The following is a 26,609-nucleotide window of genomic DNA, read 5'->3' as shown; positions in this document are numbered from 1 at the left end:
AGTTGATAATAAAAAGGCCGTCATAGCATAACTATGACGGCCTTTTTTTGTACTGCTAACTTACAAATATTTTAACCAAATAGAGTTGGGGTGTTTAGCTTTAAAGCCTCGATACCACAAACAAAATGGATATAAGGCAAGTAGCAAAACGCCAGTTATTATATAAGTACCTGATAGGTCTGTTATATCTCTCATACCGCCATAGGTACCGCTACCAGTTAAGAGAATTCGATGTACTAAATAAAACATCATAGACGTTTGGCCAAAAACCAGTAAGACACCGTTAGGGCGCATACCAATACGCTGCTCAACTTTGATCATTAACGCAAGAATAACCGCCATAAGTCCTAACTCAAGCATGATAAAACTTGCCGAAGGTGGATATTTACTAACATGTAACCATTGTTGCCAACTGTTATCTTCTTTTAATAGAAACATATTGCCGTAATCATTGAAATAACGGATAGCAACAAAAGCAGCTAACGCAGCGAAGCCTAGGCGAAAAAGCAACTTAGCCGGACTAATAGCCAGCTTGCCATAGCCATAATCTAAAATATAACGACCAAAAACCCAACCCAAAATCATTACTGATAACCAAGGTACTAACGCGTAAGAGATACTTAGGTCTGCCGATAAATATTTACCTATTAACAAACCGACAATAATTGATTGCTCTTGACCGCCAGCGAACCAGAATTGCGCGGTGACTAATTTACCACCTAATATCCACGCCATGGCAATAATCAATAATTGCGTACTTGATAGGCGCCTAAAAAAGGCCATGCACATCATGGCAACACCAATGGCATAGAGTACTTGAAAAGTCAGTTTTCAGCGAAGAATGAAGTAATGGTTGGGTCTAATAAAGCGATAAAAGCGCCGCGAATCAAAATATCTTTATCAATACCTTTACTGTCAAAGCCCCTTGATAACTTACGCTCAACACTAATGGCTAAAGCGGTACCAGCCAGAAAAACAAAAACAGGCGCACAAATATGCCTTATCCAACGACTAAAAAATTCGAAGGCGGGCAACGGAGTCCCTAGTATATAATTGGCTGCGGAGTCAGTTGATAAATGATTTCGGTTATAAACCATTGAAACATGATCAAGCACCATGATGATCATCACAAAACCGCGCATCCAATCTATTGCCGCGATACGTTTACTTTTTACTACATCGGTCATTTATTCACTTCCTTTTGAAAAGTCTTAGGTAAACGCTTATTCGGGGATCCTATGAATCCGCTTTGTTCCATAGGTTTTGATGTGCTTTTAATGAGAAAAATTCATTAGCATGCCAACAGCGAGGTAATAAATCTAATTCCTTACGCTCCTGAGAATTTGAACTTAGTAACTCTAATATTTCATTCAAACGATCTTTACTCAAGGTTGCTAGCTTTTTAGCCGTTTGGGTGAAATAAAGGTTACTCTTATTTTTGATAACAGCATTTTGACCATAGCCAATAAAGGTGAGTTTACGTGTCGCCATTCGACAATTCGGCTGCTCTGTTTTTTCAGGATAAAGTCTATTTACAATGGCATATTCATAACAATCACCTTGGTCACCAAACTCCCCTAAAGGCATGTATACAATACCAAAGCCTTGGGGAAACATGCCGGTAATCTTATATAAGGCATTAACGACACTTTGTGCACAAGCGCCGACTTCAGCATTTTTATTAAGCACCTGAAAGACTTTCGGCAGTAATTTGTAATTATAACTTGCCTTAGTTGACAATATTATTGAGGTATAAATTTGTGGAACTTTTAAGATATTACCAATAGTATTTTTAGGATTAACACTGCTTTTTAATAACTGTTTAATAAAGGATAATTTGTCTTGTTCATCGATAATAAATTGCTCACGCTCGGCCTTGGTATTACCAATAAAAATTGGCATGCCAATACCTTCATTAAGGTATTTCAACGTTTCACGATAATTAATTTGTAGCAGCTCTTTTCGTTGTCTCACCTCAAGGGTACGAAAGGCATCTAATTTACCATTATCGCCAACAAGGATAGTTTGAGCTTTAGGATGGTAGTTACCGACATCTTGCATAAGTGCCGCCATTATCAATGGAATTTTCACTTGCTCAACAAAGCGATGGTAAGCTTTATTATCATGACTGACAAAATCACTATATTGTTCAGGGGATATACCGCTTAGAAATTTAGTGATATAAGGTTCGACCATCTGACCATCGATAATTAAGCGGTCCAGTAAACGTAGACATAATACGGCTTTATAAACTGACTTACTCTGCTCATTACTTGCTGCGACACGTTTTCCTTCGGTAGCACTGATTAACTGCAGTGTGCCAAGAAATTGTGCCGATTTACGGTTATTTTCAGCGTAACTATCGCCCTCGGCCAACTCAAGAATAATGAGTGCCAGCGACAGTAAACTAGAATGGCGCTCAGTACGCTGCATTTGTTCAACCTGAGATTCTTCGGTCGATGTTTTATCATCGGAAGGACGAAATTCTTCTTGTTCAAAATAACCGATAGCGCGATCTAACAAAGAGTCTTTAACGGCACTTCGTCCATAGACTTTTGCTAACAAATGATGAACTTGTCGAGTGTAGTGTGTTTGGTGCGGAGAATCTTTAGCCATTGTATCGCTGAAGGGAGTAAATAATATCTATCATGCTAGTAATAATAGCTAAAAGCAACAGATAGACAAGCGGCTGCTGCTTTGATGAACAATTAACTAAGTTATTAATTATGTTCATCAAAGTAATCATCATTGATTTATCTGGAGCAATAGCTAAAGTGTGATACCGGTATAAGGGAATCAGGCACGATTAGCGCCGTAATAAGCCGCAGCTATGCCTTAGTAATCCCTTAGTTTATGCCTTTTATTTTTACCTGATTTTTTTTGTGAGCAAGTTGCTGACAAATCTTAACAAGATCTGAATGCAATCCACCAGCAGTGACATCTCGCCCTGCCCCCGGACCACGTATAATTAAAGGATTGTCTTGATACCAGTGACTATTGATTTGAAAAATATTATCACAAGGCGTTAAATTGGCAAAAGCATCACTTTGTGGCAATACTTCCAAACTAACTTTTGCGCTAATTTTTGTCTTAACTTTGCTATTCGTACCTGTAGTTTCGTTATGCTGAAAACGGGCCACATAACGGATACAAGCACCTTTGTCATTGGCATCACTTAATGCCGTAGCAAAGTAATCATCTAGTTCATCCGCTCGGGCTAAAAAGTCCCTGGTTGATAATGATTGTAATGCTTCTGGTACTAAGTTTTGACAGTCAATGTCTGCTAGGTCCAACTCAAAACCTGATTTTCTAGCTAAAATCAATAACTTACGCTGTACATCTCTGCCTGATAAATCTTCTCTAGGGTCAGGTTCAGTAATACCTTGGGCTAAAGCATTCAATAACAGCTCTGAAAATTTTGAACTGCCGTCATAGGTTTCAAATAACCAAGAAAGCGTACCGGAAAAAATGCCGGATAATTCACTGATGCTATCACCACTTTGACGCAAGTCATCAATGGCGTAATTAATTGGTAAGCCGGCACCGACAGTAGTATTGCCTAACCATAAGCTGTTATTACTATCCGCAGTATTGACTAGGTTATTATAATGTTCGGTACTGCTTGAAGCGGCCCATTTATTAGCGCCGATAACATGAATACCTAAAGCAAAAAGTTGTTCATACAATAAGCTGAAATCTTCACTAGGGGTGATATCTACCACAATTAATTCATCGTATGGATGATGACTCAACCAAGAAATAAGCTGTTCTCCATCATAACTTTGTGCATCTTGGGCAAACAATGATCTTGCTTGGTTGACATCAATGCCATCATTATTAATTAACGCTTTTTTCGAAGAGAGTAATCCCACTAGGTGTAAGTTTTCTAAGGCATAGACTTTATTAAGTTGCGCGGGTAATAATTCTAAAAATCGTTCACCTATGTTACCCATACCAGCAACGACTAAGCCAATATGGCGAGCATCTTTGGTCATGTCGTGATGAACGGTATTTAATAATTCAATCGAACAAGGCTCTGGTAAAATGGCAATCACGCTATGGTTATTCTCACTGCCCACTATATTTAATGGTTTGGCTGTTTTTAATGAACGTTTAAAACGGGCTTTAATATCGCCACGTCCAGCTACTTTATGGCCAACAGTGGCTATAATGGCCACTGGCTTAAAAGTGATATCAACATCATGACTTGCCAACCACTGACTTAATGGTTTTTGTTGTGCTTGCGTGATGACCATAAAGCCTTGTTGATCATCTATACAAATAGGTGAAAACTCTGCCTTGGCTTTAGCCGCAGCCTCGCCGATAAAACTCACGGATTGCACCAACAATAAATCATTCAAATAAGTGACTGATAACTCTTGTTTGGCTATTTGGCCAAACTTACCAATTTCAGTACCAACGACTTGTGCATCAAAGCTACTAGCTACATGTAAGTGGGTATGATGTTCACTTAAAGGATTAATCAGTGGCAATAATGTTTTAGCATGTAAAACCGGGTTACCTAAACGGCCTAATTCTTTGGCGACACCATTAGGTAAGCGATGTAATTTCCTAGCATTAGGTACGACACGAGGATCGGCACTATAAATACCATCAACATCTGTCCATAAGGTCACATTACCCGCAGCGACTAAAGCCGCAATTATAGTGGCCGAGTAATCACTGCCATTTCGCCCTAAGGTACAGCTCTTACCACGGCTATCTTTACTGATATAACCAGTAATTACCGCTAATTTACCAAACTGACGCCTTTGTCTTAATTGCGCAGCACTTATTGCGGAGTCTACCGCACAGCTTTGTTCATTATCGATAACAAGAAAATCACGCGCATCAATACTATTACTTGGACAAACTTGCTCATTAAGTAAAGCGGATAGCAATCTTGCTGACCATACTTCACCCAAGGCTAAAATATCATTGTGATGTTGAACAATATCGCCCGCTAACCAGCGAGTTAATTGCTCAATGTCTTTACTTAACAGATGTAATAATTGCTTGGTGTTGTTGGTATTTAATAATTCTGTGATTAACTGTTCTTGCTGCTGAGCTAACTCAGCGATAGCTTGGCTTAACTGATCACTAGTTTGCTTAGCTGGTGTAGCGATTACTTGTTCGGCCAGAGAATAAATAGCAAATAAGCCATCGGTATTTTTACCATTAGCTGATACCACGACAATATCGTTTAACTGACAATTTTCACGAATAATTTCAACAACACGCTTAATACATTTGGCTGTGGCTAAAGAACTACCACCAAATTTGTGTACTTGAATAGCATGCTTAGCTAGTTTATTTTCCGTGGTAAAGTCAGCGATAAATTCATGCTCGACAATATCTTTACTTAGCACTGCTTTCTTTTCGTTAACGTTATTTTTCGTAATACTTGCGGGTGTCATCTCTGTGCCTACTCAATTGCGAATTTATTTTCACAATTGTTTATTTGTTAATGGGTGATAAATTACCTTTGGCTTTGCGCTAAACCATGGGCTAAATCGGCCAGTATATCATTAATATCCTCAATACCGACGGATATCCGTACTAAAGCTTGAGTAATGCCCGCGGCTAACTGATCGGCTATCTCCATACCCGCATGGGTCATGGTTGATGGGTGACTAATTAAACTTTCAACGCCACCTAATGATTGCGCTAAAGTGAACAACTCGAGATTTTCGAATAGCTTTTTAACCGCTTCAACACCACCTTTAACTTCAAAACTTAACATAGCGCCATAGCCAGTTTGCTGCTTTTTGGCAATATCATGACCTGGATGCTCAGGAAAACCGGGGAAATATACCGCATCAATAGCATCATGGTTCTTTAAAAAGTCAGCTACTTGTAGGGCGTTTTCTTGGTGTTGCTTCATTCGTACTGGTAAAGTTTTTAAACCGCGTAATGCTAAGAAACTATCAAAGGCACTGCCGGTAATACCAATACAGTTTGCCCACCAAGCAAGTTTTTCACCTAGCTCGGCAGTTTTGGTAACTAAAACACCACCAACAACATCGCTATGACCGTTAATATATTTAGTGGTTGAGTGAAAAACAATATCAGCGCCTAAGGTTAACGGTTGTTGCAATGCTGGCGATAAGAAAGTGTTATCAACTGCCACCAATGCACCCGCTGCATGACACGCTTTGCTCACTTCTTCAATATCGACCAGGCGTAATAACGGATTGCTTGGGCTTTCAAGTAAAACTAATTTGGGTTTGTGGGCTAAAGCATTAGCCAATGCTTGTTGATCATTTTGATCAACAACAATTAGTTTGAACTGACCACGTTTAGCTAAATGGGTAAATAATCTAAAACTACCACCATAACAATCATGTGGAATAACAACTGTGTCATCCGTTGATAAAAGCTGACAAATTAAATGTACTGCTGCCATGCCGGTACTGGTAACTATGCCAACACTGCCTTGCTCTAGTTTTGCAATGGTTTCAGCAAAAGTAGCTCGGGTTGGGTTACCGGTGCGAGAGTAGTCAAATTGACGCTTATCGTTAAAGCCTTTTAATGAATAGGTACTGGATAAATGGATAGGAGCAACCACAGCGCCATGGTGCTGATCGCTATTTATACCGGCTCTTACTGCCGAAGTAGTGATATTACTTGTTTTAGCAATCGACATTTAGTTGTCTCCATTAATTGATTAAGTAAGCACGCAAGCGCACTAATTTTTTACTTATTTTATCGGTCATTGCACCGAAAAATAGCAAAGTTTACGTTTAGATGTTTGGACGTCTATAACTCTAAACACTTTGATTAATTGGGTCAAGTAATTTTAGACATCTAAACTTCTACTTGACTGGTTTTTTTCAGCAGGTAAAATCTACCCTATTACAATATCGTATACGTTATAACAAGACAGAGGAATATCCATGGCTCAGTGGAATGAAGAGTACATAAATCCCTATGCCGAACACGGTAAAAAAAGCGAGCAAGTAAAGAAAATTACCGTTTCTATTCCTTTGCGCGTGTTAAAAGTATTGACGGATGAACGCACTAGACGTCAAGTAAATAACCTTCGCCATGCTACTAATAGTGAATTGTTATGTGAAGCGTTTTTACATGCTTTTACTGGTCAGCCCTTACCTGACGATGAGGATTTAGCAAAAGATAACAATGAAAAATTACCTGCCAGTGTCAGGCGTTTACTCGAAGCAAAAGGTGTTACCGATTTTAGCGCTTATGAAGTAGATGAAGAATAACTATTTCTTATAAAGCTAACATATAAAAAAGGTACTTGTTAAGTACCTTTTTTATTGACTTATATCAAGTTGATTAAGTTCTTTCCCACTCAGCGAGAGGTAAAAGGCTTAGAGGCAAGGCATTGATTGAAGAGAATGGTTATTCCCTTCTCAAAATCAATAACGCAGCGTGTAAGCCTTTTAAACTCGCCCTTGGGAGCTTACTTGATGCCCACTAACTTCGTTAAATTCATTTGATTTAGAGTGACTAAACCGAAACGAATTTTCCTTGTTATTGAACCTCAAGCATAGTTCTGAGTTGGGAAGAAATTTAATCAAATTGGTATTATTATTAGCAAGAACTCCCATAAGCTAGTAAATTGGCAAAATTGCATAACAAAAAAGCGATGTTTACTGAGTAAACATCGCTTTTTTCGTTTTGATTCGCTTATTAGTTATCTAACTAAGCTAAAGCCTATTGTAAAACATCAGCTTAACTTTCTTGTTTATTAACCCTAAACCAATAAGTGGTAAACAATAATCCCGCTGAGACTAATACCGTACGGTAGTCGATTTGTGCTATCAACAACTCTAATGCTACCGAGCGCGACTTCTCTTGCTCTCCCGCCATGCCGGCAAGGTTGTCTGGTGTCAAGGAGAAATAATCCATTAAGAAATGCCCAAAGAAAGGTTGCGAAATGTTCAAATAATGCACAACAATAGTTTCAATCACTAATAGCGCGACAATAGGTAACACCGCCCATAAGAAGGGTGCTTTATTAGCATATATAGATGTCAACATTAACCAGCTATACAAAGGTAGTAACCAAATTGCCATAGGTAAAAGTGTTAACCAAATATAACCGACGCCACTTAATATATTAGCGCTGGCAAGGGTGCCCCATAAAGAGATGTCAAAACCCACAGACAAAATAAGACAAGCTACAATGGCAAGTACTAACATCAGTACCATTAAGAAGGTCGCGGCAGCAAAAAAGATCACTGGAATAACAACGGCACCCGTTAATAATTTACTGGCAATGGTCATCTCATCTGAAACAGGTAATGAGCGCCAGAACATCACCGATTGGTCACGCCTTTCATCAAACAGACAAGTGACAAAGTAATACACTTGCACAATAAAGCCAATGGCAATGAACGGACTAAATAAGGCAATGGCACCAACAAAGAACATTTCACTTAAATGATCATTCTTTTCAATTTGAGCAGCATGCTTAAGTCCTTCGAATACAGCTTGCATATCAATACCATTTAGAATCATGCTCAGTAATGGGATGAAAATAAACACACCAGCCAAACTAATAGGTACCCACTTCAACATACCGTTGAATTCCCATAACTCTTTTTTAATTGAGGCTTTCAATATTGCAGTATTCATTAGCAAGTCTCCTTATTCATTACACCAACAAAAACATCAGCTAAGCTAGGTACACTCACTTTACCTAAGCCCTGTAATGTTGCTTTATCTTGATTATCAAATAACATGGTAGTCAGACCCATCATGCTATTTTTAAATAACGGCTGAAGTTCATCCGCTTGTGGTAGCTGCTCGTTAGTTACCGATACTAGGTTAAAGCGCTGTCTTATATCTTCAGTACTTTGTGCCAGTACAATTTTACCTTCTTGAATGAAAGCAACATCCGTTAAGATATGTTCAATTTCTTCAATTTGATGGGTAGTAATGACAATACACTTATCTTCAGTATAAAAATCTTCCAACAAGTGACTATAGAACTGACGACGCGTTAAAATATCTAAGCCTAAGGTAGGCTCATCCAAAATAAGCACCTTGGCATCAATAGCTAAAATAAGTGCTAAGTGCAATTGCGCCACCATGCCTTTAGACAGGGCTTTTACTTTGTCTTTTATATTAATATTGGTTTTAGCTAAAAACGCTTGCGCCTTTTCAATGGCAAAGTTTGGATGAATGTCTTGCATATAACTTAACGCTTGTGACACTTTTAACCATTTTGGCAAAATAGCGACATCGGCAATATAAGCAACATCTTTAAGCATACTAACCCGATCTTTTCTCGGATGATGACCTAAGACACTGATATCACCTTCAAAGTCGGTCAAGCCTAATATGGCTTGTAAGCAAGTAGTTTTCCCTGCACCGTTAGGGCCAACTAAGCCAACAATTTGTCCTGCATTAAGCGATAAATTAACCCCTGACAATACTTTTTTACTGCCATATGATTTATTTAAATTTGAGATTGAAATGAGTGAGCTCATATCTTGCCCTCCACTGGGTTATTCACATTAACTGACAGTAACTGCTCTGCTGACAGTTTTAGTCGTGAAATCTGCATTAGAATTTCAGGCCATTGATGTGATAAAAAACTATCACGCTCTCTATCTAACATTAACTCTTGTGCGCCAGGCATAACAAATAGGCCCTTACCACGTTGCTTTTCTACCACTGCTTCATCCTGTAACATCTGATACGCCTTTGAAATAGTAATTGGATTAAGCTGATACTCAGCCGCTACTTTCCTTACTGAAGGTAACGCTTCCCCTTCCTTGATATAGCCATCTAATATGCGCGTAATGACTTGCTGATAAAGTTGCAGGTATATCGGTTTATCTGGATCCCATTGAGGTGTCATGCCCGTTTCCTTGAATAATACCAAAAAGATAATAGTGTTATACATCACCAACACACTACAACACAAGCACAGTTTGCCGTTATTTTATCCAATTAATGGCAGGAGATGCGGTTAACAACTGAAAACAATCAATTAATCCATTGATTATTAATAAGAATTTTAATTTAGGATGGTTGTTTTTAAAGAATGTAACAGAGTATGAATGACAAAACTTTTGGGCAGCAACTAGCTAGTTGCATGAAAACAGCACAGAGTGAGAGAGGGTATTTAGGAGTCACTAAAGGGCTTGGCAAAAACCTCATTTAAAATTGCCAATAAAAAAGCCGTGGTTAGCTTATCTAGGGGATAAGTTAACCACGGCTTTATGTTTTTACACTCTTTATAATAAGCTAGGCTTACTTATGGTAAGGCTTACTTAAACGGTGTACTGATTCAATGAAGTGTCCAGCATGATCTGGGTTCACATCAGGGTGAATGCCGTGGCCTAAGTTGAATACATGACCAGTACCACCTTCGCCAAAACCGGCTAGTATTTTTGAAACTTCTTGTTCAATACGTGGCAAGGGTGCGTATAACATTGATGGGTCCATATTGCCTTGTAGAGCAACTTTATCGCCAACGCGCGCTTTGGCGTTTTCAATATCAATAGTCCAATCTAAACCAACTGCATCACAACCTGTCGCTGCGATAGACTCTAACCACATACCACCATTTTTAGTAAACAAGGTTACTGGCACTTTACGACCTTCATTATGACGGGTTAAACCATCAACAATTTTCGCCATATACTGTAGTGAGAATTCATTGTAATCACGTGGAGATAATACGCCGCCCCAAGTATCAAATACCATCACTGATTGCGCACCCGCAGCAATTTGAGCATTTAGGTAACTAATAACTGAATCAGCTAACTTATCAAGTAATAAATGTAAGGTTTGCGGCTCAGCAAACATCATCTTTTTGATTTTAGTGAAAGCTTTAGAACTGCCACCTTCAATCATGTAAGTCGCTAAAGTCCATGGACTACCAGAAAAACCAATAAGCGGTACTTCACCCTTTAGCTCTTTTCGAATAGTACGCACGGCATTCATTACATAACCTAATTCATCTTCAGGATCAGGAATGCCAATCTTATCGACATCAGCTTTACAGGTAATTGGGTTAGTAAATTTAGGACCTTCACCGGTTTCAAAGTACAGACCTAAACCCATAGCATCAGGGATAGTTAAAATATCACTAAACAAAATAGCCGCATCTAATGGAAAGCGACGTAGCGGTTGAATAGTTACCTCACATGCTAATTCAGCATTTTTACATACCGACATAAAGTCGCCGGCATTTTTACGTACTTCACGATACTCAGGTAAATAACGACCCGCTTGACGCATCATCCATACCGGTGTGTAGTCTACTGGTTGCTTTAATAACGCACGTAAATAGGTATCATTTTTTAATTCTGTCACCAATAGTTCCTCTTAATTGTCTTGCTTTGTCCTGGCAATTAGCTAATGACTTAACCATAACTTACTTGCAAGGACTGCCTTAACTCTTTGCGAAGCCGCCTTATGCAGCACAACAGCGCGAATGTATTTTATGATGCGCAGTTTAGCACCGACCTAGCTTTTGATCTATGCGCTAAATCAACACTGCTGAAAAATAAACTTACCCAGGTTCGAATTTAAAACACGTCAACACAATAAAAGTTCAATTTATTTAACTTTTATTTAAAAGTATTAATTTACGCTTGATTTCTGCCAATGAATATTGAATCAATAGCTTAGCAGCACTGACTTGTCCGACCAGTTTAGTACGAAAAAAATCGTGGTGCTTATGCTCTACTAAAGTTGTTGCGGTGGCAAAAATGCTTTGGTATAAAATGCCTGCGCTACAGAAAAACAATAATAATAAGAACAAAAATAAAAATAAATAAAGCTAAGAATTAATAAAAATAATAAAAAAATTCTAGCTAAAAATTAATAATAAGAATCTTGTTTAACAAGACCAAAATGCGAGCATTTCAAGCCTTTCTCTTTGAGAAAGGCTTTTTTATTTGTGCAAAGTCATCGCCTTTATAAAAGCATGGTTTTTTATCTGCCTTTAAATAATTTCGCGAATAAACTTCCTCAAGCATGTTAAAGTAACTCATTACAATAAATTAACATGGAGTTAACCGTGAAATTATCAATTATCTGCCTTTCTGCCTCTGTTGCCCTAACAAGTTTAGCTGGCTTAACCTCACTTCCGGCCATGGCCATTGATTTAGGAAGCATCACTAAATCTTCGGCTGAGCAACTTAAAGCCGCAGCCAAAGATGCCGGAGTACCATTTCAAACTAATGCTATGATCGAATATGCTGCCAAGCAATTAAATCTTTCGGAAGAGACGGTATCAGCAAGTTTTGGCTCACTACTTAAAATTGCCCAAGATAATTTAACACCGGAAAACTTTGCCTTAATCAGCAAAGCTGTGCCAGATACACAAAGTTATGTAGATAAAGCGCCTAAAGTATCGAAGTCATCATTGAGTTCATTATTTTCAAGTGCCGGTGAAGCAGGTAAAAAAGCCGAAAGTTTGGATTACCTCAATTCAGCTTTTGAAAAATTAGGTTTGTCTACTGAGCAAGTACCGGGTTTAATCAACAGCTTTAGTAGTTATTTAGACAAGAGTGGTTATAAAGAAGCAGCTGCGTCACTAAAGCAAGGGCTAAGCTTACTGTAAACACATATTAGCTTCCTACCTACAGCCATTTTTTAGCCTATGTATAGCCACGACAGTTTACTCACTGGCTATACATGTTAAAAAGCCTATCAGCTATTTAGGCGGGAATATCCACAAGACCTTGCCTTGTATTTGTGACTTTCCCACTGGGCCTAACTTTTCAATGGGCACACTACTTTTATGATGGCCTTTAAGCCAAAATAAGCCGTTCCTATCCACTTTCGCTAATGACTTAACAATATGACCATAGCGAGGGTGAAGCACCTTAAGTAGGCTACCTTCTTTTAAACTAAATATTTTCAGCCAAGGTACGACAAAAACATAACTGTTTTCCGGTATGCGAGGTGACATGCTCACCCCAGTAACTTTGCAAAAATGAAAACCGAACATAGTGCCTCCTAATAAAAAGTATGCCTAATACCAATTTCATTAAATTATTGCCCACTTGTGCGGGGTAAAATACGCCAAGACGGCGTTGCTCTCAATCCCAATAGCCAGCTATTGGTCAATCGAGCGCCTTGCTTTGATTTATTTTTTCTGTGCACAACAAGATCACAAACTTAGTGAAACTGGTATAAGAACAATCAAGCCTTTAAGGTTGGAGCTTGGGGTATACCAGTACTTCTGCTGGTGGATATGGACAAACGGCAGTAAAGGTAGTCACTTGCTTAGTAGCCCAAAATATTTCCGCAAAGCGATTTACTTGCTGCAACAACGTCAGCGCAGCATCTCTACTAATATGCTGTTTTGCTTGTGAGCTGGCGAGCATAATGCCGTGCACCAAGTCATGCAACTCTGGGTATTGGCTTAATTGTGGCGCTTTAATGTAATCACCCCATATTATGTTTATTTCTTCTTTTACTTTTAAACCATGCTTTTCTTTTTGGTTTACTAGTCGTAAAAACTGCGCTTGCTCATCTAAAGTTAGTGATGGCTTAGCTTTTAATTCATTAAGTAAATCGACCATACGGATCATAGTTAATGCCGCAATTTGAGCACTGATAGGATCGTAGATTTTACAAGGTATATCGCAGTGTGCCATCACCACGGGAAAGTTTAATTTCTTGTCCAACTTAGCGATAAGGTTATAAAGCATCATCATCTCCTTCCTATATTTTGGCTTAGCCTTTAGTGGCGGTAATTTCTTTGAATACCACAACAACTGCGGCGATAATAACGGGTACTAACCATAATAAATGTACTAAGCCAGCCCCAGGAGCGCTATGATCATGTCCGGGATGGGCGAATAATGGATTACTTAATAGTAATGTCGTCAGAGCAAATATAATAGCTGTTCTTCTCATGTCGTTATCCTTAGTAGTCAGTAAGTTAGTGCATTACCGGTTGGCTGGCATTCACGGCCATTGCCATTTTATTAAGCGATGATAAACAATCATCGCATGCGGGGTGTTTTTTACTAAAAGCTAACAGTGGCATTAACGTTAATTTCATTGAAAGTAAGGCTATGGACTGTAAATCTTCGCTATATTGACTTTGCTGTGATAGCTCAGCCATACGTTGATGGGGTATTTGTAAATAACGAAAAGCCATTTTGGGTTGATCTTGCTCTTCATACAAAACAGCTAAGTTATGAAAAGCGCTGATCCAGGCCATTAATAGCTCACTATCTTCAATATTTTCTTGCCACTGCTGCTCTAAGCATTCTATCGCTTGGTGATAATAGTCCTCAGCTAGTGGTAGCTGTTGTTTATTAAAACTATCGTTACCCTTTAAAAGTAATATTTGCCAGACTTCCATAACCCTTCCAAACAATTAAATACAAATGATAATAATTCTCATTCTATTTGCTTTATTTGATTCTGTAAAGATAATATTTGCTAATTAACAGTGAACACTATATTTTTGTGCTATCCGCTGCAGATCCACCCTGTACAACTCCATTAACGATAAAGAGCACACTTATGAATACACCACAACGCGACATTACCTTACGATTTTTAGCCGAACCACAAGACGTGAATTTTGGTGGCAAGGTGCATGGTGGTGCTGTGATGAAATGGATAGATTTAGCCGCTTATGCATGTGCTGCCGGCTGGAGTGGACGTTACTGTGTTACCGCTTATGCGGGTGGTATACGTTTTATTGCTCCTATTCATGTTGGCAGTTTAGTGGAAGTAGAAGCGAAAGTTATTTATACCGGTAATTCGTCAATGCATATTGCTTTAGAAGTTAATGCTTGCGACCCTAAATCATTAAACCGTCGTTTAACTACCCACTGTATTGTTATCATGGTCGCGGTTGATCAAAATGGACAATCAGAAAGTGTGCCGCAATGGCAACCAAAAACAGAAGCAGATAAAAAGCAGCATACTTCAGCGGTTAAATTAATGGAAATGCGCAAACAAATTGGTGAAGAAATGCAGATCTTTGTTGATTAAGACTTTAGGCCGCCATGTTAAAGCAACTGTAATGGCCGTAGATAAACGGCGTCAGAATAAAATTTCCCGACAGAAATAATGCATAAAGGCTGTGATAAACCCTAATAGGTTTATCACAGCCTTTTTCTTATATCTGTCTGCTTATAAAACCCTTTACTCTCCCTCAGGCCCTTCGACTAAGTCTTTCAACTGAGTTTTTACATCAATCCATTGCGCCATATATTGGGTACTTTTATGGTGGTGATGATTTAACATGCTACCAATAAAATTTTGCTGCCTGTGCTGTTCAAGATTAGCGGCCAGCTTTAATAAACAGTCCGCTAACTGCACTAAAATTCTTTCTTGTTGATACATTAATTGGCCATTTTGTTGACCTAAATCACTGGCAACTTGCCAAGCTTGTTCATCTTGATAAAGCTTTACAGCGGCATCGGCTATTGTTTGTGGCTCATTGGCAATTGCCCCTGGCCAAGCTAGCTCTGTTTGCATGCTTTCGGCACCAATATCAGAGGTAACTGCTGGCGTAGCACAATACATAGCTTCTGCTAACTTACCTTTAATGCCAGCACCAAAGCGCAGTGGCGCTAAACACACTTTAGCCGTTTGCATGGCAAGTACCGCATCGTCAACCCAACCTTTAACCAGAAACCCTGACTTTTCATCATGTAAGTCAGTCGCTTTTGGTGGTGGATATGCGCCATAAACATTTAGCTTAGCGTCAGGTAATTGTTTGCGAATAAGTGGCCATATTTGCTGTTTTAGCCACAATACCGCATCCCAATTAGGCGCATGGCGAAAATTACCTATCACCATAAAGTCATTACGTTGCTTAAAACTAGGGTTTTCTTGCGTTAACTGTGCATCACTCAACATAAACGGGCAATAGTGAATTAGGCTGGCATCAACTTTAAATAAGCGCTGTAGTAATGCCACTTCAACACTTGAGATCATTAAGCTGATATCAGAACGAAATATCGACGCTACCTCACGTTTAGCCATATCACTGATAAGCAAGTCTTCATCCGTAATAGCTCGTTTTTGTTTATAGGATTGATGACGGGCATTGCGTAAGCAAAACAAATCTTCGGTATCTAAAATTCGCAGGGCATCAGGGCAATGCTCACTGACGCGCCAGCCAAACTGCTCTTCCATCATAAAGCGATCAAACATCACTGTATCTGGCTGTAAGTCAGTAATAAATTCATCAAAGCTGGTGCAATTAAGGTTAATGTTGGCAATGGTAATATTTAAGGCGTTTAAATCAACCATGTGCTCAGTTTGTTGCGCTGGGCTGGCAAAGGTAATCTGATACCTTTGCCCATGGAAAAAGTGGATTAACTGCATCATACGGCTACCTGCCGCGGAAGAGTTAGGCTCAGGCCAAACATAGCCAATTATAAGAAGTTTTTTCATTGGGCTATATTATATTTCAATAGACTAAATATCCAATAACATCGTTGCTTTCAATCACAATAGCCCGCTATTGCTCAATCAAACGCCTTGTTCTTGAACATTTAATCTAATTGAATTCTTACTTATAAAACAAATTACAAAATTTGGCTTTAAATATAGCCTTTCAATAAGGTACTCAGGAAACAAAAAAAGCCACCAGTAAATAATTACTGGTGGCTTTATATTTTTAACGAGTAGTAGGTAAATAGCTAAACCAGCTTAACCCACATAAACTTTAACTAGTGAGCTGCGTGGTCGTGACCATCTGCTTTTGGTGCTACTTCATCTTTTTGAATTTCTAATAATTCAATTTCAAATTGTAGTACTGAGTTACCCGGAATGCTTGGTGGGTTACCGTTAGGACCGTATGCTAAATCTGAAGGGATAGTGAATTTGTACTTAGCACCGACATTCATTAACTGTACACCTTCAGTCCAACCTTTGATTACACGGTTAAGCGGGAATACTACTGGCTTGCCTTTGCCATCATATGAGCTATCAAACGATTCACCATTTAAGAAAGTACCTGTGTAATGCACTTTTACTGTATCCGTTGCCGCAGGTGTATCACCTTCGCCAGCAGTTAATACTTCATATTGAATACCAGATTCAGTTACTATCACACCTTCTTTTTTAGCGTTATCGGCAAGAAACTTAGCACCTTCAGCTAGGCTAGCTTCAGAAGCGGCAATCGCTGCTGCTTGCTGTTTTTCTTTCATGCTAGCATCAAGATTCATTAGTAAAGCTTGGATTTCTTCTTTTTCGATAACAGCTTTACCGTCAATGCTGTCAACAAAACCGCGTACGATAAGCTCTTTATCTAAGGTTAAACCTAATTTGTCATGCTCTTCTAAGTTACGTTGCATGTACATACCAATTGAAGCACCTAAGCCATAAGCTTGTTTTTGCACTTCAGTGTCTAGTACCGGTGCTTTGACTTCTTCAACCGCTTTTTCGTTACAACCAACAACGGCAACTAACGCAAGGGCTATTAGGGTAGGCTTGAACAATTTCATTTATATCTCCATTTATACAATACAATTGGAGAATTCCCCCAATTTACGGCTATTCATTGTTTAATTTATCTTTTATAGCGCCATTAAGGCTTTACTAAAGCCACGATTAAAAAGATAACACTAAACAATTTCAAAAAAGAACTTATACTAACGATAAATGCGCAAATAAAAAAGTATTAATATTTTGTTAAAATGTAATTGGATTTATCCAGTCATCTTATTGACGACACTCATGGCTTGCAAACCTGTAACGCAAGCGCCAATAGAGCGTTGGCAGCAGTCTGTTGAAGGTTCCTATGCTGGCAATATTTCTAAAGATGCCAAATTCTCTGTTATTTCTTCTATTCACCATGGTTTGAGTGTTTGGGATTTAACCAAGAATGAACGCATTTATAACTGGGCACAAGAGCAAAATAGCAGTGATAATTTAGTACTCACCATCGATATCAGTGACAACTCTAGTCATGTTCTCACCGCTAATAGAAAAAACTTTGCCTTATGGAACCTGAAAAATGGCAAGTCAGAGGGTTACTGGCAAGTACGTGAGTCAAACATTAGAGATATTGCCATAAGTAATGGCGGTGATTACTTACTTATTGGCAAAAGCAACGGTACTGTGGTGCATGTCAGCGTTGATACAGGTAGACGCTTAGAATTTCTTGGCCATAAAGAAAAAGTTAATAGCGTTGATATGCTGCCCAACGGCCGTGTGGCTATGTCTGGAGGTAACGATTTCATCGCCTATGTATGGGATACTCAATCAGGACAAGTTGTTTATCAATTTAATCACAGCTCTCGTGTATCAAAAGTAGCATTAGATGCGCAGGCCCGTTACGCCTTTAGCGCCGACAGTATGAAGTCTGCTTATATATGGGACTTAAAAACAGGTAAACGTATAAGTACCTTACAAGGAACAAAACGCCATGAAGTATTTAGTACTGTGCGTTTTTCATCCGATGGCAAAACCATGATCACCGGCGCGGCGAGCAGAAAAGTCAGTGTTTGGGATATTGCCACAGGCAAACGCCGTGCACATTGGTTTGTCACACCAAAAGAAGCAAAAAGACCTACCGGGGCTGTTGTGTATAGTGTCGCATTTGGCGATAATAACGACCTATTAACGATAAGTTCCTCAGGATATGTTGAATCATGGCCAATGCCGAAATCCCCCTAACCGCTAAAAGCTCGAAAACTAACTATGTTCAGCAGCTTGAAGAGCGTGTTGACGCCTTAGAATCACGTAACGTTTTTCAAGATGATGTAATTGAACAGCTAAGTGAAGAGCTAGCCGCCCATCAGCATGAAATTTCAGAGCTGAAACATCAAATTCAATTAGTCGCTAATCGTCTTAAAGATGCTGGTAGCTTATCAGATGATATAGACGACGTTGAGCCACCACCACCGCATTACTAATTCGATACTAGCTCTATTACTCATTAAATAGCTAACAATGTAATTTGAAGCGGTACGATTTAATTAGAAACCTTTCATTAGAAATAAAAAGCACGGAGTTGATGACTATCAATGAGTACTTTCGATGTACTAATTAAGGCATACCGCAATAAAGTTCATGTAATCAAGGTTTAAAAACACCAATTACCTGCTCGTGTTGACGAACTACCTTCTCGACATGTGCTTCCGTTTGCACCATTTGTTCACCACAGCTAACACACGTTACTTTTTCTACGTTATTTTCTTTGGTCAGTGCCAGGGTATCCATAGCTTTACATTTTGGACAGACTGCACCAGCGATAAATCTCTTTTTTAGGGCTTTGTTCATTTTTACCTACTTCTTCTACAACTAAATAGTTAATTATCGCTATTTTACCTTGAATAGTGGTCATAGGAAAAGCGACAATGCACAGGCATTTTTTTAGCTTGTATTTTTCCAGCAACGCTATGCCATTTTATCGAGGAATTACCATTGATTACAGCCACAGACCTAAGCTTAGATAGAGGGGCTAAAAACCTAATAAAATCATCTAGCTTTACTATTCACCCTAACCATAAAGTTGGCTTAGTAGGCAGTAATGGCTGTGGAAAATCGTCTCTTTTCGCCGCACTTTTGGGTGATTTAACCCCAGATGCTGGTGATTTATCCATGCCAACAAGCTGGGATATAGCGACAGTAAGACAGGAAACTCCGTCTTTAGAGCGAAGCGCTCTTGATTACGTTATGGATGGTGATAAAGAATTTCGTCAGTTAGAACATGATTTAGAGCAAGCTCGTATCATGGATAACGGTAACCTTGAAGCCACCATTATTAATCAAATTGATACCATTAACGGCTATAGCCTACCTGCCCGTGCTGGTGAGTTATTACATGGTTTAGGTTTTTTGCAATCACAACTGGCTAACCCAGTAAAAGATTTTTCTGGTGGTTGGCGCATGCGTTTAAACTTAGCGCAAGCGCTAATATCTCGTGCTGATTTATTATTACTCGATGAACCGACCAACCATTTAGATTTAGATGCTGTTATTTGGCTACAACGCTGGTTAAAGCGTTTTACTGGTACGCTAGTACTGATTTCACATGACAGAGACTTTCTTGATACGGTTATTGGGCAAATTTTACATATTGAGCACCAACAGGCAAAATTATACAGCGGCAACTACACCTCTTTTGAACGTCAACGCCGTGAACATCTAGCGCAGCAAGACGCACAATATCAAAAGCAGCAAAAAGAGGCTGCCCATCTGACCGCTTTTGTTGATCGTTTTCGTGCCAAAGCCAGTAAAGCCAAACAAGCACAAAGCCGATTAAAACGCTTAGAGAAATTACCTGATTTAGCGCCGGCTCATGTTGATAGTCAATTTACTTTCAGCTTTGAACAACCGGAAAGTTTGCCCTACCCACTATTATCACTTAAAGAAAGTCAGTGTGGTTACCCTAAATCGGATCATGGTGAACAAGTCACTATTTTAAATGATGTAGGTTTAACGTTAGTACCGGGTAGTCGCATTGGTTTATTAGGGCGAAATGGCGCGGGTAAATCAACCTTAATTAAATCTCTCGCCGGAGATATTGCTTTACTTAACGGTGAGCGATATTGCGCACAAGAGCTAAAAATTGGTTATTTTTCTCAGCACCAATTAGAGCAATTGCATATGGCATCGAGTCCTGTTGATCATATCTTGCGTGCAAAGCCTGCCTTAGGTGAGCCGCAAGCTCGTACTTTTTTAGGTAAATTTGGCTTTAGCGGTGACCAACCGCTTGAACCGGTTACCAACATGTCGGGCGGTGAAAAAGCACGTTTAGTACTGGCATTAATCGTTTTAGAAAAACCACAATTATTACTACTCGATGAGCCAACCAACCATCTCGATTTAGAAATGCGTCAAGCATTAGTGATGGCGTTGCAGGATTTTGAAGGCGCTATTATATTAATTGCCCATGATAGGTTTTTATTAGAATCCTGTGTTGATGAGTTTTATCTGGTTGCCAATGGCCAGGTTAGTGACTTTAGCGGTGATATTGATGATTATCAACAATGGCTTAATGATGATAAAAAACAAGCGGTAAAGTCGATTAAAAGTGAGCAACAAAACAGTGATAAAGGCTTAGACAAAAAACAACTCCGCCAACAACAAGCTGAGCTAAGAAAAAAATCTGCGCCACTGCGTAAAGAAGCCGATAAGTTAGAGAAAAAGATACATCAATGGCAGGAAGAGTTAACTAAGGTAGAAGCTTTATTAAGCGACAGTGAGGTTTACCAAGCAGATCGCAAAGTTGAATTGACAGATTTACTGAAAACACAAGGGAGATTGAAAAGCGATATTGAAGATAATGAAATGGAGTGGCTTGACCTTGCTGAGCAGATTGAAGAAATGATGTCAGTCTAAGGTGGGTAACTACCTACTCTCATAATCAGCTAGCCGAATAGTTACCTAGTCGACTATGCAATTATTCGACTATTAATTGTCTTTAAGGGAAGTGCTCTTAGCTTATCCTGCTAAACAACAGAGCACTTAGCCACTTTACATTAAGCAATATCTAACATCAGTTATGATGATAGATATTGGTTAATGTCCGCGTAATCAAGATAGACACCCGAGCTTAAAAACAATTCAAATAAGTCATTATCGATATGCTTGGCTTTACGCATATTATCAAGAATAGCAATGCTCTGGCTTAACGACTTAGCCTCTTTATAAGGCCTATCACTGGCGGTTAACGCTTCAAATATATCTGCAATAGTCAAAATCCTGCTTTCTATACAGATTTCATCCCCTTTTAAGCCTAAGTGCACTGCATTACTTAAGGGGGCAATGGCAAGATAATTTTCCAGTTCATCCAATAGCGCGGTATCATTTTTATAGGCTGAAAAGTCTTGCCACTTATCCTTTCTGCTCTTCTGCTGTAATCGCAAAGCGGCTGGAGTTAAGTGTTTTTTTAAAGCTTTGAGTTTGAAGTTTTATTGCCAGGTCGAATGTTTGTAAGGTTTCCTGTAAAGCAGATTCCGACATACGGTAATGGTTAACCGTGACTAAAGTTCCCGCGCTGATAAATAAAAAAAGACAAACGCTAAACTTATATAGCTAGTTAAAGAGAGTTTAAACCCTCTCAATAAACCCCTCATTGATAATTTCTGCAGAGGTGAGAAAAATGAATTATAACAATAGCTGAAAAAAGTTACCGCTTGAAACAGTTCTTTAATGTAACTCACATAAGTTCTAAGCTACACTTATTTATAGCAATTAAGCCGACCAAGGAAAATTATGCTCACCAAAGCCCGTGCAATTATCAAAACACACTTTAGCGTAAAAAAAACACTACCAACTATGATCTTACTCGCTAGTTTCTCTGCCTTTAGTCAAGGTAATGATCTTGAGCAAGGTATTTATGAATTAAATCGTGGTGAATTTAAAGCGGCCATTGCCCAATTTCGCCCGCTAGTTATCGAAGGTTATGCTCCAGCCCAATATCAAATGGCCTTGGTTTATCAAAATGGCTACTCTGTGCCGAAAGATGGTATGAAAGCAGTCGAGTTATTTCAACTTGCAGCCGGACAAAATTATCCAGATGCGCAATTTGAGTTGGCATTACTTTACTCCGAAGGAAAGTTCGTTAAACAAGACATAAAAAAAGCTTTTGAATTGACCCATAAAGCGGCTAAAAAAGGTTTAGCGAGCGCACAATTTAACTTAGCCGTTATGTATTCCGACGGCACGGGGGTAAAACAAGATAATTTTAAAGCATCTCGTTGGTATAAAAATGCCGCCAACCAAAACTATGCCCTTGCTCAATATAATTTGGCCTTACTTTATAGTGAAGGCAAAGGCGTAGAAAAGAGCACTGAAATGTCTTTTGTCTGGAATACTATTGCCTCATGGAATGGTTATCCAAACGCAGAAAAAAGCCGATTAATGGATGAACGTGATTTACCCTATAAAAAAATAGAACTTAGCATAGATAAAGCGAATAAAATCTATAACAATATTCTCGAGCAACAAAAGCTCAAAGCAAAAATGGCGGAAAAACAGCGTTTCTATTGATCTAAATCAGCATAGGTAGTGGGCGACTTAATTACACTAAGTACATCAAGAATTACTTAGTAAATTATGGAGCCCTATATGAACTTATTATCAATGTTAGCTAACGATCCTGTCGTAATGTTCGCTTTTGGTGGTTTAGCTATTCTTCTCGCTATCTCTGCTTATTATGTTTATTACTTTCTTACGCATATTCAAGACGATAGTAAAAAGCACTAACCTAGTTACTTATATATCAGCTAGACTTTCCTGTTGAGACAGGCTAAATAACTCTCTATTGCTATACTAGTTAATAGTGAGGTTCAAATTTAGCCTATTGGGGTCTAGTTATGTTGTCGGTAAATCAATCACCCGCTACTTTAAGCTTTATTGATAAACTCAATCAGCAAAGAGAACAGCAAGCTGAGAAACTCGCCTCTGGAAAACGCATTAATAAAGCCGCCGATGATGCTGCTGGCTTGCAAATTGCTAATCGACTTACCAGTCAAATTAATCAAAACCAACAACTGAGCTTTAACGCACAAGACCAAGCCAATATTAATAATGTTGAGGCTGGCGCTTTATCTGCGATCAATGATGGCTTGTTGCGTGCACAAGAGCTATCGATTCAATCAGGTAACCCCCTTTATGCTGGTGATGCTATTCAAGGTGAGTTAGACCAAATCACCGAACAAATAAACACCCTAGCTAGTGATGTATTAGGGCAAGACAACTTTATCAGTGGTCTCGATGCAAGCGATCCGACGACAACACAAACCATTCTTCAAGATAGCTCACAACAAGTAAATGAAAGTGCCAGTGCTTTAGGTGCCCAAAATAATGCTTTGGCTAGCCAAGTAGCTACCTACCAAACCAGTATTATCAATGTCAGTGCTTCGCGTTCTCGTATTGAAGATACAGATTTTGCCGCCGCTACCAGTGAACAAGAACAGAATGCAGTACTTTTACAAAGTGCCATCATCACTAAAAAAAATGAAGAAGAGCGTAAAGGCATCCTCTTTAATAAATTAGTCTAACGACTGAGCGTCAATCTGCGATGCCTTAATTGCGATGCCTTAATTGCGATGCCTTAAGAAAAGTCTTTCACGTTCTGGTATTTTATAGTCAAATTTTCCCGCCGCAACGAATGAACAAGAAAAGAATACAGCACTTTTACCAAGCGCCGTCATCACTAAAAAATGAAGAATAGTGTAAAGGTATATTCTTTAATAAATTAGTGTAGAGCAATAGTGCAATTGAGCGGTACAATAGCAGTTCATTATTTAAAGCTCTGAAAACTCCTTTATGATTATCCCCTTAGAACAACTATCAAACGAAACCTTAGCCGCTATTATTGAAGACTTCATTTTACGTGAAGGTACTGAGTATGGTGCTGAGGATATTAGTAAGCAAGCCAAGATTGCCCAAGTAAAAAAGCAGCTTGAGCAAGGTAGTGCGCTATTGGTTTATTCAGAGCTCCATGAAAGTGTCAATATATTACCCAGTGATCAATTCAAAGCAGGAATGGAAGAAGAGCAAAGCTAATTAAATTTCAAATGAACAAGCAATAACACTCGCTCGTCTATACTAAATAAAAGCCTTAGTTAGCTTAGAGGAAGGGTAAACTTGATTATGATGATATTAAAAATAGTTAAGCTGGTTATCCTTTTTTTTGCTTTCTTCTCAACATTAGTTTTATCTGACAGTAAAACTAAGTTAATCATTGGCTACGGTGACCACGATGCTGCTCCCTACGCCATTGAAAGAGCAGAACAACTCTATGACGGTATCATAAGAGATATAATTACTGAAATTTCTGATGAATTAGATATTAGTGTCTCCTATATCAAAACCCCACGAAAACGCATCGAGCGCTATTTAGAAAATAATACTATTCATCTCGTTTTAATCTCTAATCCGGCTTGGCTTAGCAATAGTGAAAAGCTCCAATGGAGTGACACACTTTTTATTGAAAAAGATAAAATGGTCGTTAGGGCTGATAACCCTAAGACATATCAACAAATACTCGATTTTAGAGGTATGATTATTGGTACCATTCGCGGTTATAAATACCCTACTTTACAACCATTTTTTGATAAAAAACATTTTACTCGCTACGATGTTAGTAACTTGTATGTGAATTTAATTCGTTTAGAGCTCAACAGAATTGACGCTCTTGTTGATGCTGATATTTTGATAAACTATCAATTAAAACAAGTCAAAAATGCTGAGATATTTAAAGTACTAGCGCTGACCGTTAGTCAACACAAAATCCAAGCCGCCTTATCTCCAAACGCCCCTATTACTATGGTTCAATTTAACCAAGCCTTGAAAAAATTAAAAGACCAAGGGGTTATTGCGGCGATTTTAAGAAAATATCAAATTGAATAATAATGGCAATGACTAATCAATAGACTAATGAGTCTTGCGAATAACAGTTACTAATAATAACTAAAAAAGCCAGTGACATAGCACTGGCTTAATAATTTTACGGCTTGATTCCTACGCTTAATAGCCAGGAGAATAAGCTTTAGCTAACCTTTAGCATTTGTACTATCAAAAATCTTATCTGCTGATGCAGCAACAAAACCCGTATATAATTCGCCGTTAGCAAGTGGGTAACGTTTGGCAAACTCATAGAAACAGCTTGGAATTTCCATAGTTTTATCGGAAAAATCTACTGGCGCTTTATCAGCTAATGTCGAAGATTGCTCTAACATCACTACTGCATCACCTTTAATTTCTCCGCCATTGGTATTAAGTGCATAACCGGCCTCTTTAAGTGTTGAGTTGACTATTTCAATATCATCATAACCGTCTAAATGATTAATGCTAACCGTGAAGTGATTAGCGCGGTAACCCCATGCTGCCAACCATGCGGCATACTCACTAACATCTAACAAGGTCTCATAGTCTTTTGAGCTTATTTCCCAAAGACGGCCTGAATAAAGGAAATCAGCACGTTCACTAACATCTTCTGGTAACTGGGCAATCAAATCCGCGATAATCTGTTGTACTTCAGTGGAGAAATCTTCTACACGTAGTTCACTAATAAACACCTTAGGCATAGTAGTGTCAGGGTGTTCAAAATGTTTTGCATCCAATTTTTTTGACGAAAAGTCATATTGTCCGCATTCGGTGTAACCTAAAGCCAGAAGGCCTTTAGCTAGTTGTGCCAAGTTAATTTTAGGGTGATTAAAGGTACGGTAAGCTACATGATCATTGATCACATCATTGCCATTCCCTAATAATTGGTGAATTTTTTTTGCTGACGGAGTTACGCTAAGATATTGTTGCCAGATCTCATTAAAAAGTGCCGTTACTTGCGCTGCCATGGTATGTCCTCTTACTTATTGAATAGTTTTAATTAAGTAGTATTAATAAAAATAATATTAATTGAATATTTATGGATTTGAATTCTAGCGATTAACTTTAGCGGTAAGGATAGATATACAGCTTAAACTAATCGCTGAAAAAGTAGCAGATAGCAAAATGGTCGGGAAAATAGCAAAGTGATATTTTGGCTGACAGCAGAGGCTATCCACCAAAAAATTAGATTTGATCGATACTTTTAAAGAAGCAAGGACGACGCCCAGCTTGGTGGTGTGATATATGTTTTTTTAATACGTTAGATAACATAACTAAAACAAATGACCTAATGACCTAATGACGGTAGTACCGGAAGTTTGCGCTAAGCTCACTTCAACTAATAACGC

28 protein-coding genes and 1 pseudogene are annotated in these 26,609 nt (G+C 38.7%); 11 read left to right on the top strand and 18 right to left on the bottom strand.

Translation table 11 applies throughout. The annotated features are described in order from the left end of the window. Window positions 1-60 precede the first annotated feature (60 nt). From HRT50_RS02110 to metB, 5 genes are all read right to left on the bottom strand, one after another. A complete protein-coding gene (locus tag HRT50_RS02110; RefSeq protein WP_291610844.1) occupies window positions 61-783 on the bottom strand; it encodes a hypothetical protein in 723 nt (240 codons plus the stop codon). Between the two features lie 41 nt (window positions 784-824). Further along, window positions 825-1,187: a heparan-alpha-glucosaminide N-acetyltransferase domain-containing protein gene (locus tag HRT50_RS02105; protein WP_291610842.1), complete on the bottom strand. Its 363-nt coding sequence runs from the start codon at window positions 1,185-1,187 to the stop codon at window positions 825-827. A gap of 49 nt (window positions 1,188-1,236) precedes the next feature. Then, window positions 1,237-2,616: a hypothetical protein gene (locus HRT50_RS02100; protein WP_291610840.1), complete on the bottom strand. Its 1,380-nt coding sequence runs from the start codon at window positions 2,614-2,616 to the stop codon at window positions 1,237-1,239. A 230-nt stretch (window positions 2,617-2,846) separates the two neighbouring features. Further along, on the bottom strand, window positions 2,847-5,417 hold the full coding sequence (metL, locus tag HRT50_RS02095) for a bifunctional aspartate kinase/homoserine dehydrogenase II (RefSeq protein WP_291610838.1): 2,571 nt from the start codon (window positions 5,415-5,417) through the stop codon (window positions 2,847-2,849). A gap of 62 nt (window positions 5,418-5,479) precedes the next feature. Further along, the gene (gene metB, locus HRT50_RS02090) at window positions 5,480-6,646 is read right to left on the bottom strand and encodes a cystathionine gamma-synthase (protein ID WP_291610836.1); all 1,167 of its coding nucleotides are present in this window, start codon (window positions 6,644-6,646) and stop codon (window positions 5,480-5,482) included. 250 nt (window positions 6,647-6,896) lie between these two features. Here metB and metJ point away from each other — a divergent pair, with 250 nt between their 5' ends. Then, window positions 6,897-7,226, top strand: coding sequence for a met regulon transcriptional regulator MetJ (gene metJ, locus HRT50_RS02085; RefSeq protein WP_291610834.1), 330 nt, complete (start codon window positions 6,897-6,899; stop codon window positions 7,224-7,226). A 472-nt stretch (window positions 7,227-7,698) separates the two neighbouring features. Here the strand turns inward: metJ and HRT50_RS02080 are convergent, their stop codons facing one another. The 4 genes from HRT50_RS02080 to hemE all read right to left on the bottom strand — a co-directional run bounded on the left by HRT50_RS02080 (window position 7,699) and on the right by hemE (window position 11,298). Continuing rightward, on the bottom strand, window positions 7,699-8,604 hold the full coding sequence (locus HRT50_RS02080; RefSeq protein ID WP_291610832.1) for an ABC transporter permease: 906 nt from the start codon (window positions 8,602-8,604) through the stop codon (window positions 7,699-7,701). After that, on the bottom strand, window positions 8,604-9,461 hold the full coding sequence (locus tag HRT50_RS02075; protein WP_291610831.1) for an ABC transporter ATP-binding protein: 858 nt from the start codon (window positions 9,459-9,461) through the stop codon (window positions 8,604-8,606). The genes HRT50_RS02080 and HRT50_RS02075 overlap by 1 nt, the downstream gene beginning before the upstream one ends. Continuing rightward, window positions 9,458-9,835: a GntR family transcriptional regulator gene (locus tag HRT50_RS02070; RefSeq protein ID WP_291610828.1), complete on the bottom strand. Its 378-nt coding sequence runs from the start codon at window positions 9,833-9,835 to the stop codon at window positions 9,458-9,460. The genes HRT50_RS02075 and HRT50_RS02070 overlap by 4 nt, the downstream gene beginning before the upstream one ends. 395 nt (window positions 9,836-10,230) lie before the next feature. Then, window positions 10,231-11,298, bottom strand: a complete 1,068-nt coding sequence (gene hemE, locus HRT50_RS02065; protein WP_291610826.1) for a uroporphyrinogen decarboxylase — start codon at window positions 11,296-11,298, stop codon at window positions 10,231-10,233. 709 nt (window positions 11,299-12,007) lie between these two features. Between hemE and HRT50_RS02060 the strand changes: the two genes are divergently transcribed. Further along, entirely contained in the window at window positions 12,008-12,553 is a 546-nt protein-coding gene (locus tag HRT50_RS02060; protein ID WP_291610824.1) for a DUF2780 domain-containing protein, read from the top strand. 93 nt (window positions 12,554-12,646) lie between these two features. On the opposite strand, the gene sodX is transcribed toward HRT50_RS02060, so the two are convergent. From sodX to HRT50_RS02040, 4 genes are all read right to left on the bottom strand, one after another. After that, window positions 12,647-12,943 (bottom strand): nickel-type superoxide dismutase maturation protease, encoded by a 297-nt coding sequence (gene sodX / locus HRT50_RS02055; protein WP_291610822.1) that lies wholly within the window; start codon window positions 12,941-12,943, stop codon window positions 12,647-12,649. A gap of 202 nt (window positions 12,944-13,145) precedes the next feature. Continuing rightward, on the bottom strand, window positions 13,146-13,649 hold the full coding sequence (gene sodN / locus HRT50_RS02050) for a superoxide dismutase, Ni (protein WP_291610862.1): 504 nt from the start codon (window positions 13,647-13,649) through the stop codon (window positions 13,146-13,148). 25 nt (window positions 13,650-13,674) lie between these two features. Continuing rightward, window positions 13,675-13,857: a hypothetical protein gene (locus tag HRT50_RS02045; protein WP_291610820.1), complete on the bottom strand. Its 183-nt coding sequence runs from the start codon at window positions 13,855-13,857 to the stop codon at window positions 13,675-13,677. A 25-nt stretch (window positions 13,858-13,882) separates the two neighbouring features. After that, complete coding sequence (locus HRT50_RS02040; protein WP_291610818.1) at window positions 13,883-14,311, bottom strand: hypothetical protein; 429 nt, start codon at window positions 14,309-14,311, stop codon at window positions 13,883-13,885. A gap of 164 nt (window positions 14,312-14,475) precedes the next feature. On the opposite strand from HRT50_RS02040, the gene HRT50_RS02035 reads away from it, so the two are divergent. Further along, window positions 14,476-14,952, top strand: a complete 477-nt coding sequence (locus HRT50_RS02035; RefSeq protein WP_291610816.1) for an acyl-CoA thioesterase — start codon at window positions 14,476-14,478, stop codon at window positions 14,950-14,952. A gap of 153 nt (window positions 14,953-15,105) precedes the next feature. On the opposite strand, the gene HRT50_RS02030 is transcribed toward HRT50_RS02035, so the two are convergent. Both HRT50_RS02030 and HRT50_RS02025 read right to left on the bottom strand, forming a co-directional pair. Further along, on the bottom strand, window positions 15,106-16,365 hold the full coding sequence (locus HRT50_RS02030) for a glycosyltransferase (RefSeq protein ID WP_291610814.1): 1,260 nt from the start codon (window positions 16,363-16,365) through the stop codon (window positions 15,106-15,108). 278 nt (window positions 16,366-16,643) lie between these two features. After that, complete coding sequence (locus HRT50_RS02025; protein ID WP_291610812.1) at window positions 16,644-17,420, bottom strand: FKBP-type peptidyl-prolyl cis-trans isomerase; 777 nt, start codon at window positions 17,418-17,420, stop codon at window positions 16,644-16,646. Window positions 17,421-17,652: 232 nt separating this feature from the next. On the opposite strand from HRT50_RS02025, the gene HRT50_RS02020 reads away from it, so the two are divergent. Together HRT50_RS02020 and HRT50_RS02015 are read left to right on the top strand one after the other, a co-directional pair. After that, window positions 17,653-18,594 (top strand): PQQ-binding-like beta-propeller repeat protein, encoded by a 942-nt coding sequence (locus HRT50_RS02020; RefSeq protein WP_291610810.1) that lies wholly within the window; start codon window positions 17,653-17,655, stop codon window positions 18,592-18,594. After that, entirely contained in the window at window positions 18,570-18,833 is a 264-nt protein-coding gene (locus tag HRT50_RS02015) for a SlyX family protein (protein ID WP_291610808.1), read from the top strand. The genes HRT50_RS02020 and HRT50_RS02015 overlap by 25 nt, the downstream gene beginning before the upstream one ends. A gap of 163 nt (window positions 18,834-18,996) precedes the next feature. Here HRT50_RS02015 and HRT50_RS02010 read toward each other — a convergent pair whose 3' ends face one another. After that, window positions 18,997-19,200: a YheV family putative zinc ribbon protein gene (locus tag HRT50_RS02010; protein ID WP_291610807.1), complete on the bottom strand. Its 204-nt coding sequence runs from the start codon at window positions 19,198-19,200 to the stop codon at window positions 18,997-18,999. Window positions 19,201-19,344: 144 nt separating this feature from the next. Here HRT50_RS02010 and HRT50_RS02005 point away from each other — a divergent pair, with 144 nt between their 5' ends. Beyond that, window positions 19,345-21,264 (top strand): ATP-binding cassette domain-containing protein, encoded by a 1,920-nt coding sequence (locus HRT50_RS02005; protein ID WP_291610804.1) that lies wholly within the window; start codon window positions 19,345-19,347, stop codon window positions 21,262-21,264. Window positions 21,265-21,425: 161 nt separating this feature from the next. Here HRT50_RS02005 and HRT50_RS02000 read toward each other — a convergent pair. Further along, window positions 21,426-21,650, bottom strand: a pseudogene (locus tag HRT50_RS02000) (HD domain-containing phosphohydrolase); the annotation flags it as partial. Window positions 21,651-22,140: 490 nt separating this feature from the next. On the opposite strand from HRT50_RS02000, the gene HRT50_RS01995 reads away from it, so the two are divergent. The 5 genes from HRT50_RS01995 (at window position 22,141) to HRT50_RS01975 (ending at window position 25,284) form a co-directional block, all read left to right on the top strand. Further along, window positions 22,141-22,917 (top strand): tetratricopeptide repeat protein, encoded by a 777-nt coding sequence (locus HRT50_RS01995; RefSeq protein ID WP_291610802.1) that lies wholly within the window; start codon window positions 22,141-22,143, stop codon window positions 22,915-22,917. Between the two features lie 78 nt (window positions 22,918-22,995). Continuing rightward, window positions 22,996-23,133 carry a hypothetical protein gene (locus HRT50_RS01990; RefSeq protein WP_291610800.1) on the top strand — a complete coding sequence of 46 codons (138 nt, stop codon included), beginning with the start codon at window positions 22,996-22,998 and terminating at the stop codon, window positions 23,131-23,133. Between the two features lie 110 nt (window positions 23,134-23,243). Then, window positions 23,244-23,930, top strand: coding sequence for a flagellin (locus tag HRT50_RS01985; protein ID WP_291610798.1), 687 nt, complete (start codon window positions 23,244-23,246; stop codon window positions 23,928-23,930). Window positions 23,931-24,198: 268 nt separating this feature from the next. Then, entirely contained in the window at window positions 24,199-24,438 is a 240-nt protein-coding gene (locus HRT50_RS01980; RefSeq protein WP_291610796.1) for a YheU family protein, read from the top strand. An 87-nt stretch (window positions 24,439-24,525) separates the two neighbouring features. Then, window positions 24,526-25,284: an ABC transporter substrate-binding protein gene (locus HRT50_RS01975; RefSeq protein ID WP_291610795.1), complete on the top strand. Its 759-nt coding sequence runs from the start codon at window positions 24,526-24,528 to the stop codon at window positions 25,282-25,284. Window positions 25,285-25,427: 143 nt separating this feature from the next. Here HRT50_RS01975 and HRT50_RS01970 read toward each other — a convergent pair whose 3' ends face one another. Continuing rightward, the gene (locus tag HRT50_RS01970) at window positions 25,428-26,228 is read right to left on the bottom strand and encodes a DUF1338 domain-containing protein (protein ID WP_291610793.1); all 801 of its coding nucleotides are present in this window, start codon (window positions 26,226-26,228) and stop codon (window positions 25,428-25,430) included. Window positions 26,229-26,609 lie beyond the last annotated feature (381 nt).

Origin of the sequence: Colwellia sp., assembly GCF_013215345.1 — a bacterium.
In the GTDB taxonomy this organism is placed as follows: Bacteria; Pseudomonadota; Gammaproteobacteria; order Enterobacterales; family Alteromonadaceae; genus Colwellia.
Note: the sequence above shows the minus strand (reverse complement) of the source record. Positions and strands in the feature narration are given on the sequence as shown.